The organism is Marinimicrobium koreense (assembly GCF_003762925.1).
In the GTDB taxonomy this organism is placed as follows: domain Bacteria; phylum Pseudomonadota; class Gammaproteobacteria; order Pseudomonadales; family Cellvibrionaceae; genus Marinimicrobium; species Marinimicrobium koreense.
On record NZ_RJUK01000001.1, the window covers coordinates 30,214 to 43,936 of the forward strand.

Annotated in this window: 12 protein-coding genes; 5 read left to right on the forward strand and 7 right to left on the reverse strand. The window is 60.0% G+C overall.

What is annotated here, in order from left to right; genetic code table 11:
* From ccoS to EDC38_RS00145, 5 genes are all read left to right on the forward strand, one after another.
* A complete protein-coding gene (ccoS, locus tag EDC38_RS00125) occupies positions 1-225 on the forward strand; it encodes a cbb3-type cytochrome oxidase assembly protein CcoS (RefSeq protein ID WP_123636802.1) in 225 nt (74 codons plus the stop codon).
* Complete coding sequence (locus EDC38_RS00130; RefSeq protein WP_123636803.1) at positions 225-947, forward strand: sulfite exporter TauE/SafE family protein; 723 nt, start codon at positions 225-227, stop codon at positions 945-947. The genes ccoS and EDC38_RS00130 overlap by 1 nt, the downstream gene beginning before the upstream one ends.
* Before the next feature lie 296 nt (positions 948-1,243).
* Entirely contained in the window at positions 1,244-2,881 is a 1,638-nt protein-coding gene (locus EDC38_RS00135; protein WP_123636804.1) for a BamA/TamA family outer membrane protein, read from the forward strand.
* Between the two features lie 127 nt (positions 2,882-3,008).
* On the forward strand, positions 3,009-3,602 hold the full coding sequence (locus EDC38_RS00140; protein WP_123636805.1) for an OmpH/Skp family outer membrane protein: 594 nt from the start codon (positions 3,009-3,011) through the stop codon (positions 3,600-3,602).
* A gap of 10 nt (positions 3,603-3,612) precedes the next feature.
* Positions 3,613-6,750, forward strand: coding sequence for an FG-GAP-like repeat-containing protein (locus EDC38_RS00145; RefSeq protein ID WP_170162819.1), 3,138 nt, complete (start codon positions 3,613-3,615; stop codon positions 6,748-6,750).
* Between the two features lie 43 nt (positions 6,751-6,793).
* On the opposite strand, the gene EDC38_RS00150 is transcribed toward EDC38_RS00145, so the two are convergent.
* The 7 genes from EDC38_RS00150 to rsxA all read right to left on the reverse strand — a co-directional run bounded on the left by EDC38_RS00150 (position 6,794) and on the right by rsxA (position 13,710).
* Positions 6,794-7,615, reverse strand: coding sequence for a mechanosensitive ion channel family protein (locus EDC38_RS00150; RefSeq protein ID WP_123636807.1), 822 nt, complete (start codon positions 7,613-7,615; stop codon positions 6,794-6,796).
* 97 nt (positions 7,616-7,712) lie between these two features.
* On the reverse strand, positions 7,713-8,429 hold the full coding sequence (locus EDC38_RS00155; protein ID WP_123636808.1) for an electron transport complex subunit E: 717 nt from the start codon (positions 8,427-8,429) through the stop codon (positions 7,713-7,715).
* Positions 8,426-9,118: an electron transport complex subunit RsxG gene (rsxG, locus tag EDC38_RS00160; RefSeq protein ID WP_123636809.1), complete on the reverse strand. Its 693-nt coding sequence runs from the start codon at positions 9,116-9,118 to the stop codon at positions 8,426-8,428. Before rsxG ends, EDC38_RS00155 begins: the two co-directional genes overlap by 4 nt.
* On the reverse strand, positions 9,119-10,171 hold the full coding sequence (gene rsxD, locus EDC38_RS00165; protein ID WP_123636810.1) for an electron transport complex subunit RsxD: 1,053 nt from the start codon (positions 10,169-10,171) through the stop codon (positions 9,119-9,121).
* Positions 10,172-10,174: 3 nt separating this feature from the next.
* Complete coding sequence (rsxC, locus tag EDC38_RS00170) at positions 10,175-12,475, reverse strand: electron transport complex subunit RsxC (protein ID WP_123636811.1); 2,301 nt, start codon at positions 12,473-12,475, stop codon at positions 10,175-10,177.
* On the reverse strand, positions 12,475-13,095 hold the full coding sequence (rsxB, locus tag EDC38_RS00175; protein ID WP_123636812.1) for an electron transport complex subunit RsxB: 621 nt from the start codon (positions 13,093-13,095) through the stop codon (positions 12,475-12,477). Before rsxB ends, rsxC begins: the two co-directional genes overlap by 1 nt.
* 39 nt (positions 13,096-13,134) lie before the next feature.
* Positions 13,135-13,710 (reverse strand): electron transport complex subunit RsxA, encoded by a 576-nt coding sequence (rsxA, locus tag EDC38_RS00180; protein WP_024459490.1) that lies wholly within the window; start codon positions 13,708-13,710, stop codon positions 13,135-13,137.
* Positions 13,711-13,723: the final 13 nt, after the last annotated feature.

Sequence of the window (13,723 nt, forward strand, 5' to 3'; positions counted from 1 at the left end):
GTGGAAAGTCTGTTTTTATTGGTGCCCATCGCCCTGATTTTTGTCGCTATTGCTCTGAAAGTGTTTTTCTGGGCAATCAAGAGCGGCCAGTACGACAATCTCGATACCGAAGCTCATCGCATTCTGTTTGATGATGACGAGCCCGATGAGGCACAACGCACCGCCCCAAAGACCTCTGGACGGCATCCCGAGTCCGACAACCAGACCGATGGAAAAGGTTCGTGATGGCGGCCGACGCATCGGTTTGGGGAAGCTGGTTGGCGGCCTGGATGCTGGGGCTGTTCAGCAGTGCCCATTGTCTGGGCATGTGTGGCGGCATCATGGGCGCGCTGTCCGCCGCGATTCCCGCCGAGGCCAGGGGGCGTCGCTGGCGACTGCTGCTCTCGTACAACGTTGGACGCATTGCCAGCTATACCCTGATGGGACTGCTGGCAGGCCTGGTAGCCGGCGGCATTACGCCGTTGGATCCGGTGCTACGCCTGCTCGCGGGGCTATTGCTCATTGCCATGGGGCTGTACCTGGCGGGCTGGTGGCGAGGGCTGACCTGGCTGGAGCGGGGGGGCGCGGTGGTATGGCGCCGGCTGCAGCCGCTGGGTAAATCCCTATTGCCGGTTCGCCGCGCGCCCCAGGCACTGTTGCTGGGCGCCTTGTGGGGCTGGTTGCCCTGCGGACTGGTGTACACCGCGTTGGCCTATGCCCTCGCCCAGGGCAACGTCTGGGCCAGCGGCGGGACCATGCTCGCCTTCGGTTTGGGTACCCTTCCGGCGGTGCTGGCAGCGGGTGTGATGGCGCAGCAACTTACCCGGCTGCTGCAGCGGCGTGGCCTGCGGGTATTCATGGCTCTGGCCATCATTCTGTTCGGACTCTGGACCCTGTGGCCGGCCGTCGGTGGCGGTCACGGGGACGCTGCCCATAACCTCGACGCCAATCACTCCCATCACCACTGACGCGGACGCGCAACCCGGGGGCGTTTCTGTGGTCCAAGCGCCGAGAGTGGGTGCTCCGTCTCTGTCCGCCAAGTTTATCCGTGACGCTACGGTTTCTTCCGGTATATGATGGGGCCTATTGTTGAATGGATGCCTGGCAGGCATCCCGGTGGGCGAGAACTATAACTGTTGTGAAAATATGGAAGCCAGGTAGTCACCGATTTTTGCTCGGATCGCGTCCTATAGTGCCAAAGTGGTGGCGGTTAGCGTACTTGCTCAGCAGCTGCTGCCTGCCCGGCATGGTGCAGGCGACTCCCGTGAGCAAGGACTCGGTGGCCGGTGAGGGCGGTCAGGCCTGCGAGCACTTTCAGTATGAGTATCGCGACCTGGCGGAGCAACGGGAAAGTCGCCTGGTGTTCGATGCCTTTAATGAGCACGAAGGCAAAACCATTCGCCGCATTCAGTTTGACAGTCGGGCCATTTTTGATGAGTCGGACCCCGCCGAAAACAATTGGCTGTACCGAGGCTTCAACCGCCTGCACATCAATACTCGCGAACCCGTCATCGCCAGCCAACTCTTGCTGCAAGAGGGCGATTCCCTGCGTCAAAAGCTGGTCGCGGAATCCGAGCGGATTCTGCGCAGCCGCAATTACCTGACCAGTGCCTATATCGTTCCCGATGTGGTCTGCCCGGACTATATTGACCTCCGGGTCATTACCCGCGACTCCTGGGTGACTGAGCCCGAGCTGACCTTCAAGCATGAAGGGGGCGAAACCGAATCCGGCATTGGCCTTAAAGACGGTAACTTTCTGGGTACCGGTGATGCGATTGCCCTTCGTTATTCGCAAAATATTGAGCGCTCCAGTGTCGGTTACGAGTATAAAACCGACCACTTTATGAAAACCCGGTTGGCGACGCGGCTGTATTACGCGCAAAAGAGTGACGGGGAAGATAAAGCCTTCAGTCTGGAGCGGCCCTTCTATTCACTGGAAACCCCCTGGGCCGCCGGTGGTTTTACGGAGGATGTGGCCGAAGTTCGCACCATTCGCGAGGCGGGTGAGGATATCAACGAGTTCCGGCACCGCACTCGAGACAGTGAGATTTACTTCGGGGTGGCGGCCCGGGCCGATGAGCGGTTTACCCGGCGTTGGCGCCTGGGTATCACCCGAGAGGAGGATATTTTCAGCGCTTCGGATGAGACGGTGCTGGGGGTTCCCGAGAACCGCAAGGGCAATTACGGTTGGTTGGGGCTGGAAGTGATTGAAAACCGCTTTGCCACCTACAAGAACCTCAATCAGATTCAGCGTACGGAAGACGTTGCCATGGGCGTCAACTACCGGCTAAGACTCGGTTATGGCGGCTCCCAGCTCGGTAACGACCGGGATCTTATCCGCTATCAGGCCGCTTACAGCAACGTTATCGGGGTGGGCGAGCACCATATACTCCGGTTGCTGGGCGATCTGGACGGCCGCCACTATAAAGGTCCCAACCCCATCGACAGCGGGGTGGTGGGGCTTGAGGTCAATTACAACTGGTTTCGCGACGACCAGAACCGCTGGTACTTGAACTTGCGCTATGACATTGGTGAAAACCTGGAGCAGTTTGAGCAACTGACGCTGGGGGGCGCCAATGGTCTGCGTGGTTATCCAGTGGATTATCAGCGCGGTAACCGTCGCTATCTTCTGAATATCGAGCGCCGTTATTTTTCCGATCTTCACCTGTTTAACATCGTCCGCATGGGGGCGGTGGCATTTTTTGATGCCGGGCGGAGCTGGGGCGGGCAGATTGACGGCGAACCCAACCCACACCTGTCCAACGTGGGCATTGGTCTGCGTTTCAGCTCCAGTAAAACCAAGGTGGGTAACGTTCTGCACATCGATTTTGCCGCGCCGCTGGCTGAGCGAGGCGGGCTGGACAGCACACAGGTGCTCATCAAGGCTGAGGGGGAGTTCTGAGCCTTATGCCGAGAGTGGCCCCGTCACAGTCCTGCCTTTTATTGAAAACAGTGTGAGTTAAGTGTAATCTCTGTCTGCAAGGCCACTTTTTTCAAGTGGTTTTTGATATTCAGCAGAGTGAATAATAATGGCTCATTCGCAACTGTTCCCACGAAATGCCGGCTTCCTGGTCGGTACCTCCAGATCGTTCAAAGCCCACTGTATCGGGATGGTTGCCCTGTTGGCCTGTGCCTGCACGCGGGCAGAGCCCACGTTCGCCGTGGTTGACCTCACCGATGCCGTATTTGCAACGAAGGTGGCTGTCGCCCGATTGGAGGCGCTGCGTGACAATCCAACCTTTCAGCAGTACCAGTCCGCCCTTGAGAGCGCCGAAGCTGACCTGCAGAACCTTGACCGCCGGGCGCAGGCCTCCGGGTTGAGCGAGTCGCAGCGGGAAATGGTGCAGGGTCGGATCGAGCACATCCAGCGGGAACTGATCGATACGGGGCAGGACCTCGAGCGATGGTTACAAGCGCAGAAGCGGGCCATCTTTGAGGAACTATCGCCGCTTGCCCGAACCGCGCTGGATGAGCTTGCCCGGGAGCGCCAGCTGGATCTGATTATCGCCGAAGATGCGATCATTTACGCTCAGGCGCGATGGGTGTTGACGCCGTCGCTGACGGAGAGAATTGATCGGGGTACGGCGCCCAGTGGCGCAATGTCTGAGCTTTCTGATGAGTAGGGCCCTAACCATGTCTAAAGCCTATCTGTTGTGGGGGCTGGTGTGGGTCAGTGCGCTTTGCCAGGCCCAATCGCCGGTGGAACTGATTGATACCGAGGCCGGGGCTGAATCTCAGGCCGATGCCTCGGCGCCGACGTTGCCCACCGAGCCGCGCCAGGTGCTCGAGGCGCTCCGACAGCGGGTCAATGCGCTGGGGCTGAGTGAGGAGCCGGTGCCGGTTGAGGGCTCCAGGACGCCCGAAGGCGATCTGTTCGAGCTGGGTAAGCAGTTGTTCTTCAGTCGCTCGCTGAGTGAGCAACGGGATGTTGCTTGCGCCTCTTGTCACCACCCCTTGCTGGGAGGCGGGGATGGTCTGTCGTTGCCGGTGGGCGTCGATGCAGTCGAGCCGCAATTGATTGGTCCGGGCCGGGTTCACAATGGGTATCGGGCGCAGGATCCGCTGGCCGATGGTGGGCCGAACGTTCCGCGCAACTCACCGACCACCTTCAATTTGCATGTCTATCAGCGGCGGCTGTTCTGGGATGGACGGGTTGAGGTGACCGATTATCACCACGACGGAGACGGACAGTCGGCCGCAATCCGCACTCCCGACAGCCTGCGCAATCTGCCGGATCCACAGGCCGGGCATGATCTGGCCGCCGCCCAGGCGCTGTTTCCCCTGGCGTCAGCCAATGAAATGTTCGGTCGCGAGGCCGGCAAGGTATTGAGCAATCAGGACAAGCGCCGACTCCTTGAGCGGCGCCTGCAGGGGTCGGGGCCGGAAGACGAAAACCCCTGGTTGCCACTGTTTCAGGCCGCCTTTGAGGATCCGCGAAAGAGCCCCGAGCAGGTGGTGACCATGGAGCGGGTCGGTCTGGCGCAAGCCCACTATCAACGCTCACAGGTGTTTCTTGATAACCCCTGGTTCAGGTTTGTCGATGGCGATGACGACGCCATTTCCGAGGACGCGCGCCTCGGTGCCTTGCTGTTCTACACGCCGCTGAGTGAGGGAGGCTATGGATGCAATCAATGCCACGCCGGGCGTCGCTTTACCGATGAGTCGTTTCACAATCTGGCGGTTCCCCAGTTTGGACGTGGTAAGGATCGTCACGGATTTGATCTGGGGCGAATGCTCGAGAGCTCTCACCCGGATGACCGATACGCGTTTCGTACGCCCTCGTTGCTGAACGTCGCGGTAACTGGCCCTTGGGGGCACACCGGGGCATTTCTCTCCCTGAGTCAGGCGATCCGCCATCATATGGATGTGGAAACCTCGGTGCTTGCCTATGACTACAGCCTGCAGAGCAATCCGCAGTTCAAGGGCATCCCAACCGACCGGGAGCGCTACCGGAATCGCTCCCTGGAGGCGTTGGAGCAGGCCAGGGCCGGCGACAGTTGGCAGTACCTGTCGCACCGTCGCTTTGACCCGGTGCATGCCCAGTATCTCGAAGCCTTTCTGGAGACCCTGACCGATCCCTGTACCACGGACCCGGAGTGTCTGGCACGCTGGCTGCCCGATGCCGATGATGATGGTCCGGATGGCGAGCGGTTGTACGCCCGCACCGGATCGTTCGTGGGGCAGCCCGTGACTTTCCAGCCCGCGCTACCGTCCCCGGCGCAGAGCCAGGCGCGAGTCGAGCCCGAGCCCATGCGGGAATCCTGGTTTGTGGATGCGACCGTAGCGACGGGACTGGATTATTCACTGCCGGTCGTGGGGAATGGCGACGAGCAACACCGGGTTTCGGGTGGGATAGCGGTGGGGGATTACGATGGTGACGGCTGGGATGATCTGTTTATCAGTCATTCGGTCTTGCCTGGAAAGCTGTATCGCAACCAGGGTGATGGCACCTTTGAGGAGACCACCGAGCTTGCCATCGGCACATTGCGCAGTCAGCAGTTCGGTGCACTCTTTTTTGACTATGATCAGAACGGACATCGGGACCTCCTGCTCGTGGAGGACAACCGTCACGATGATTTCCTGAGGGTTTATCAGAATCAGGGAGACGGTTTTTTCCTGCCGGATCCCTTCAAAGCCGGTATCGGATTCAATCGGTTTACGCACAGCCTTTCTGCCGGCGACTTCGATCGGGACGGCCGGATTGATCTGTACGCAGCACATTGGGGATTCACGGCTGGCGCGGACAATAGTGGGTATTTATGGCGCAATAAAGGCGAAGGTCAGTTCGTCGATGCGAGTGATCTGTTACCTCCCACCCGGGAGTCTCCCCAGACGGGAAAGCTAGGACTCGTCTTTACCGCCGTGTTTACGGATCTCAACAACAACGGCTGGCCGGATCTGTTGCTGGCCGGAGACTTTCTGACCAGTCAGGTACTGATCAATGACTCGGGGAGTGGGTTTGTCGATCGGACGGAGACAGTGATCTCGGACGAGAACGGAATGGGTATGGCCGTCGGAGACTATGACAATGACGGCGATTTTGACTGGTTTGTGACGTCGATATGGAACCCCCTCGAGCAAAAGGCTTACGTGGGAGGAGCGTCCGGCAACCGGCTTTATCGGAATGATGGTCAGGGGCGCTTCGGTGACGTAACCGATGAGGCGGGAGTGCGTCATGGGTTCTGGGGGTGGGGCGCCTGTTTTGCTGACTTCAATAACGATGGCTGGCTGGATATTTTTCACACCAATGGTATGACCAGTAAAAATGTCGCCAATGAAGCCATCTTTGCCCAGTTCATTCACGATCCCAGCCTGCTGTATATCAACAATGGCGACGGCACATTCACAGAGCAAGCGTTAGAGGTTGGGTTGAATCATACCCGACAGGGGCGTGGCGTCAGCTGTTTTGATTACGACCGGGACGGTAAGGTGGATATCTTTATCAGTCACAGTGGTGAACCCGTAACTGTATTTCGCAATGTCGCCCCAACGGATCACCACTACCTCACAGTCAGGCTTCGAGGTGGACCAACCAATCTGGATGGCATCGGGGCCAAGGTCCATGTGCGTAGCGGTCAATTGTCACAGGTGAGAGAGATCCGGCTGGGCTCCAACTATCTGTCGAACGATCCGCTGGTAGCCCACTTTGGGCTCGGTGAAAGCAAGCAAGTCGATGAGCTGAGAATCGTTTGGCCGGACGGCACAGAGCAACGGGTGGGGGCGCTTGAGGTGGACCAGTATCTGGTTGTCGAAAAGCCCGGTCCGTTGTGAGGTGGTGTGCAAGTGGGGCGCCGTCTGGCGGCGCCCCTGTGCCTCAGGCTTTTTCGTTGAAGATATGGAGATCGCGCTGGGGGAACGGAATGCTCATGCCGTTGGCTTCCAGCTCCACCTTGATCTTCTCCGTCATATCCCAGTACACCGGCCAGTAATCCTCGGTTTTCACCCAGGGTCGGACGATAAAGTTGACACTGCTGTCCGCCAGCGCCGAGACCGCCACATTGGGGGCCGGATCTTCCAGTACCCGCTCGTCCGAGGTGAGGGCGGCCATCATCACTTCTTTGGCTTTCTTCAGATCATCGCCGTAGCTGATGCCGAACACCATATCGACTCGGCGGGTGTCCCGGGCTGAATAGTTGACGATATTGTCGCTGTAGATTGAGCCGTTCGGAACGGTGACTTCTTTATTGTCAGGCGTGCGCAGAATGGTGGAGAAGATACTGATTTTTTCCACCATGCCCGCGGTGCCGGCGGCCTCTACATAGTCACCAGCTTTGAACGGGCGCAGGACCAGCAGTAGAAAACCGGCGGCAAAGTTCTGCAGCGAACCCTGCAAGGCCAAGCCGATGGCCAGGCCGGCGGCACCGAGAACGGCAATCAGGGAGGTGGTGTTCACACCCAACTGGTCCAGAGCGGCCACGATGACAAAGATCAGCAGCAGGACTTTGGCAATGGTCTGAGTGAACTCAATCAGTATGCTGTCGAGCTTGGTGCGCCCCATGACCTTACCGAGAATGCCGATCAGGATGCTGATGACGATCCGGCCTATGATGAAGATCAGCAGGGCGGTGACGATATTGATCGACCAGGGTATGACGTAGAGACTGATCAGTTCATTGATTTTTTCGGTGTCGAACATGGACGTATCCCTCGATAGGTGATGAACGGTAGACACTAAGTCTAACGGATATTTCATCACTCTGCCGAGAGATTGCCGGGCGGTAGGGCGTGAGGGCTTAGCTGATATTCCCGGTGGTGCGTACCCGCTTGCTGCCCTTGACCGGCTTGGCGGTTCGCAAGGCTTCGCGGCGCTTCAGCTGCGCATCGACGCTGTTTTTCAGCGCGATCAGAAAACCGGTCACGATAAAGGCCCCGGGTGGCAGTACCGCCACCAGAAAACCGGGATAGTGCTCAAAGGGCTGCCAGGTCCAATCCCGGGCGCTTTCGCCCAGCAGAAGGTGCATATCATCGAACAGGGTGCCGTTCCCCAGCAGTTCGCGCACGGCGCCCACCGCGAGCAGTACAAACATGAAGCCCAGGCCCATCATCAGTCCGTCAGCCGCGGAGGGCAGCACCGGATTCTTGCTGGCGAACGCATCGGCCCGGCCCAGAATGGCGCAGTTGGTCACGATCAGCGGAATGAAAATCCCGAGAATCGTGTACAGCTCGTAAGTAAACGCTCGCATCAGCAGTTCGATGCAGGTGGTCAGGGCCGCAATGATCATCACAAAAGCGGGCAGACGCACCGCATCGCTGACGCCCTTGCGAATCAGGGACACAATAATGTTCGAGCTGGTCAGTACCAGCAGGGTGGCCAGACCCAACCCCAGGGCGTTGACCACGGAACCCGTCACCGCCAGCAGCGGGCACAATCCGAGCAGTTGTACCAGCGCCGGGTTGTTAGTCCAGAGGCCGTTTTTGGAAATCGCTTGATAGTCGGCGGCGTCACTCATTGCGTCGTGCCTGTATTTTCAGAGGATTCAGGAGCGGTTTCAGCGGTGTTGTTCGGGGCATCTTCCAGCGCTTGCTCAAAGAGCACCGCGTGGTGTTGGTCCACAAATTCCAGAACGCGTCGAACCTGATTGACCACCGCCCGCGGGGTAATGGTGGCTCCGGTGAACTGGTCGAACGCGCCCCCGTCTTTTTTCACGCGCCAGTCTTCCACGCTCGGGTTCCCGAGGGAGCGGCCGTGAAAGCCCAGGATCCAGTCGCTTTTCTTCAGGTCGACTTTATCACCCAGCCCCGGCGTTTCATTGTGGGTAAGTACCCGCACACCGGCGATCTGGCCGTCCCGTTGAACCCCCACAATCATCCGGATGGCGCCGCTGTAGCCGTCCGGAGCGATGGCGGGGACAATCACCGCCTCAACCCGTCCGTCCCGGCGGGCCAGGTGGATGGCTTCGGACTGGCGCAAGCCCAGGGTATCCAGCGCATCCTGCGGCACCGGCAGGGTGTCGGAGAGTAGGTCGTTATCGTGCTGGTCTCTGGGAATGATTTCCAGCAGCGCGGCGGCCGCTGCCTGTCGCTCGGCCTCGGCAATTTGCTCCCGGGTGGCCTGGTAGGTGCCGGCGAGCACACCGGCGGTCACCAGGGCGAAGGCCCCCAATAACAGGCTGTTCTTACCAATCGACCAACCGAACATCTAGTGCTCCTCCTTTTCGGTCGCGCGGCGCGCCTTGGTGTGACCGTAGGTGCGGGGCAGCGTGTAGTAATCGATAAACGGTGCAGCGAAGTTGGCCAGCAGCACCGCAAAGGCCACCGCATCGGGGTAATTACTCCAGGCGCGCATGACGTACAACAGCACGCCAATCAGAGCCCCATAGACCAGCCGACCACGAACACTGACCGCGGAACTGACCGGGTCGGTGACGATGAAGAAGGCCCCGAACATGGTGGCCCCGGACAACAGATGGAAGACCGGCGAGCCATTGCTGGCCGAGCTACCATCAAAGAATAGTACAGACATGACCGTCAGGGCGACCAACATGGCCACCGGGGCGTGCCAGGTGAACACCCGCTGGTACAGCAGGAAGGCGCCACCGAGCAGGAAGCCGAGGTTGACCCACTCCCAGCCGGCGCCCGCCAACCAGCCGGCGCTCAGCGTCGGATCACTGGCGTACAGGTCAGCCATGGTCTGGCCACTGTTCTGTTTCATCACATCCAGCGGGGTGGCCGCCGTGTAGCCGTCCACCGGAACGCCAGCCACAATCTGCTTGAAGCCCTCGGCCAGGCCCATCAGCGATTGGCCCTCAGCCAGGGTCGCCGCCGGGGCGGCCCACTGGGTCATCTCCACCGGGAAGGAAATAAGCAGCACCACATAACCAACCATGGCGGGATTGAACGGGTTGTAGCCCATGCCGCCATAGAGTTGTTTGGCCAGAATGATGGCAATGCCACTGCCGGTTACCACCAGCCACCAGGGGCAATAGGGCGGCAGCGCCAGACCGAGCAGCACGCCCGTGACCAGGGCACTGCAATCGCGCAGATAAAACAGCACCGGCCGCCCACGCAGTTTCATGACCAGCGCTTCGAACGCCAGGGCAGACGCGCTGGCCAGAAGGACATTGAACAGGCTTCCCCAGCCGAAGGCCAGGGTCATGGCGACCAGGCCGGGCAGCGTGGCGAATACCACCAGGCGCATCAGTTGCCCGGTACTGCGGGTACTGTGTGTGTGCGGGGAAGTGACCCTCAGCATCGGTTACCGGTCCTCGGTCAGTTGTTGCAATTTGTCTTCCAGCTTAGTGAGGCCGGTGCGAAACGCGTCCACGTTTTCGTCCTGCTCCGCCTCGGCTTTTTCCAGTCGCTGGCGGGCCTTCTCAATGCGGGCCTTGAGCGATTCAATCTGGGCCCGCTGTTTGTCTTCGGCGCTCATGGTTTCCATCGCGGCGGCTTTCGCCTTGGCCCGTTCAATGGCCATGCTGGCGACGTCGTCGGTATGGCGTGAAGCGGAGCTGGGTTCGGCCACCGTGGACGGCGCCAACTCGGACAGCTCCTGCTGGGTGTCGGCAATCTTCTGCTTGAGTTTGTCGACGCCCTGTTGCAAGGCATCCGCCTTGTCATCACCCGACTCCTGCGCCGCCTTGGCCTTTTCTTCAGCCTTCGCCAGGCGCTTGTAGAGTGATTCCAGGCTGGATTTGAGCTTGTCCTCCGGGCTCATGGTCATCTTCGCCTGAGCGCGGGCGATCGCGGCAGAGACCGGGTCGTCAGCCGGTTTTGTATCGCTGGCTTCAGGCGCCTTCGGTGCGCTGCTGTCTTGCTCCAGGTGTTGCAATTTTTCTTCCGCTTCCCGGACTTTGAGCTCCGCCTGTTTGATGCGCGCTTTCTGCTTCTCACGCTGCTCGTCGGTCACCTCGGCACCGGGCTCGCCCGGCTCCAGAGGGCGTTGGGCTTTTTCCAGGCGATCCTTGGCCGCGGCCAGGTTGCGTTCCAGCTTGGCCCGCTGCGCCTCGGGGGATTGTTGCTTGGCCTGAGCCCTGGCCAGTGCATCTGCTACCGGGTCGGCCTTGGCGGCCGGCGCGTCGTCTTTTTGTTCGGCCAACTTGCGCTTGGCTTCCTCGGCGGCCTTTTTGCGAGCCTCGCGTTTCGCGGCCTTTTCGGCCTCCTCTTTGGCGATACGCTCCTGCCGGAACTCAAAGCGGCGACGGGCCCGGTCGGACTTCTCTTTCTCGTGCTGCTGCTGGCGAATCGCCCCTTTTGAGGCGCGGTAGTACTGCACCAGCGGAATATGGCTGGGGCAGACATAGGAACAGGCCCCGCACTCAATGCAGTCAAACAGGCTGTGCGCTTCGAGTTTTTCGTAATCTTCCGCCTGGGCGTACCAGAACAGCTGTTGCGGCAGCAGGCTCGCCGGGCAGGCCTCGGCGCATAGGCCGCAGCGGATGCAGGCCTGCGCTGGTTGAGGTGGCGGCAATTCTTTTTTGGTGGGCGCCAGAATGCAGTTGGTAGTCTTGATCACCGGCACGCTGGGCTCCGGCAGGGCAAACCCCATCATGGGTCCGCCCATCACCAGGCGCGAGGCTTTTTTGGCCTCGAAGCCATGCTGCTCCAGTAGAAAATCAATGGGTGTGCCCAACAGCACTTCGACGTTGCGTTGAGTTTCCAGGGCTTCGCCCACCAGGGTGGTAATGCGGGACACCAGGGGCTCGCCGTAACGCACCGCCCGATAGGCCGCCACGGTGGTGCCCACGTTCTGGCACACTACGCCAATGCTGGCCGGTATCTGGCCGCTGGGGACCTCTTTGCCGGTCAGAATCTGGATCAGTTGTTTTTCGCCACCGGACGGGTACTTGGTCGGGAAAGACACCACCTGCACCGGCGTGCCTTCGGCGGCTTTTTCAAGAGCGGCGATGGCCTTGGGTTTGTTGTCCTCGACACCGATCAGCAGCGCGTCCGGGTGATCGAGCAACTTGGCCAGCAGCAGGGTGCCGGCGACAATCTCATCCGCCTTGACCTGCATCAGCATGTCATCGGCGGTGATGTAGGGCTCACACTCGGTGCCGTTAATGATCAGGGTGTGAATTTTGTGGTCCGCGCGCGGGCTCAATTTCACCGAGGTGGGGAAGCCCGCACCGCCCAGACCGGCGACACCGGCGCCGCGAATTTTCCCGAGCAGCTCGCTTTTATCCAGCGCGTCGTAATCGTCGCAGCGCTCCAGCGGGACCCATTCGTCCTTGCCGTCCACGTCGATGACAATGCTCGGGGCCGAGTAGCCGGAAGGGTGGGGAATCAGTCGATCCTCGATGGCACTGATAACGCCGGAGGTGGGCGCGTGTACCCGGGCGCTGAACACGCCTTCGGCCTCCGCGACCAGCTGGCCGCCCAGCACCCGATCGCCGACCTGCACCACCGGTTTGGCGGGCTTGCCAATGTGCTGGTTCAGCGGCAGGGTCAGCACCGGCGGCAGGGGCATTTTGGCCAGGGGCAACTGCAGGGATTGCGCTTTGTTCTCCGGCGGATGAACGCCACCGGGAATGTCCCACACTTTGATTAAACTACCCATTACGCCGCTTCACCTGTGGTGTCTCGATCAGTGGCAATCAGATTGACCGCCTGCGCTTCGGCCGGAGCCGGTTTCGCCCACTTCCACTCGTTCAGCCCGGTTTCCACCGGGATCATGTCGATGCAGTCCACCGGGCAGGGCTCAACACAGAGGTCGCAGCCGGTGCACTCGTCAGCAATCACCGTATGCATCTGTTTGGCCGCGCCGATGATGGCGTCCACGGGGCAGGCCTGGATGCACTTGGTGCAGCCAATGCATTCGTCTTCCCGGATGTACGCCACTTTTTTCACTTCGGACTCTTCGCCGTGCTCCGCATCGAGGGTGGGGGCTTCCACATCCAGCAGGTCGGCCAGCGAGTTGATGGTGGCCTGGCCGCCCGGCGGGCACTTGTTGATGGCATCGCCGTTGGCGATAGCCTGGGCGTAAGGACGGCATCCGGGGTAGCCACACTGACCACACTGGGTCTGGGGCAGAAGGTCATCAATCTGCTGGATGACCGGGTCTTCCTCCAGGCGAAAGCGCACGGCGGCATAGCCCAGAATGGCGCCGAAGATCAGCGCCAGGCTACCGAGCGCAATCAGCGCCGAGGTAATCGGATTTTGTACGATCAGATCCAGCATAAGTCGATGCGAGTCAGTCGGTGAACGGTCGGTTTGGCGCTAGACCAAACCACCAAAGCCCATAAAGGCCAGGGACATCAAACCGGCGGTAATCATGCCGATGGCGGCGCCTTTGAAGGGGGTCGGCACATCGGCGACGGCCAGGCGTTCGCGCATGGCGGAAAACAGAATCAACACCAGGGAAAAACCGAGCGCGGCGCCAAAGCCGAACACGGTGGACTCAAAAAAGCCGTGGTCCTTGGTGGTGTTTTGTAACGCCACCCCGAGTACCGCGCAGTTGGTGGTGATCAGGGGCAGAAAAATACCCAGTACCCGGTACAGCAGGGGGCTGGTTTTTTCGATGAACATTTTGGAGAACTGCACCACCACGGCGATCACCAGAATGAACGAAATGGTGCGCATGAAACCGATGTCCAGGGGCATCAGTATCCAGGTGTTGATCAGGTAACTGCACACCGAGGCCAGGGTCAACACAAAGGTGGTGGCCCCGGCCATGCCAATGGCGGTTTCCAGTTTGTTGGACACGCCCATAAAGGGGCACAGTCCCAAAAACTGAACCAGTACGAAGTTGTTCACCAAAATGGCGCTCAACAATATGATGGCGAATTCGGTCATGCCTGTCCTTACC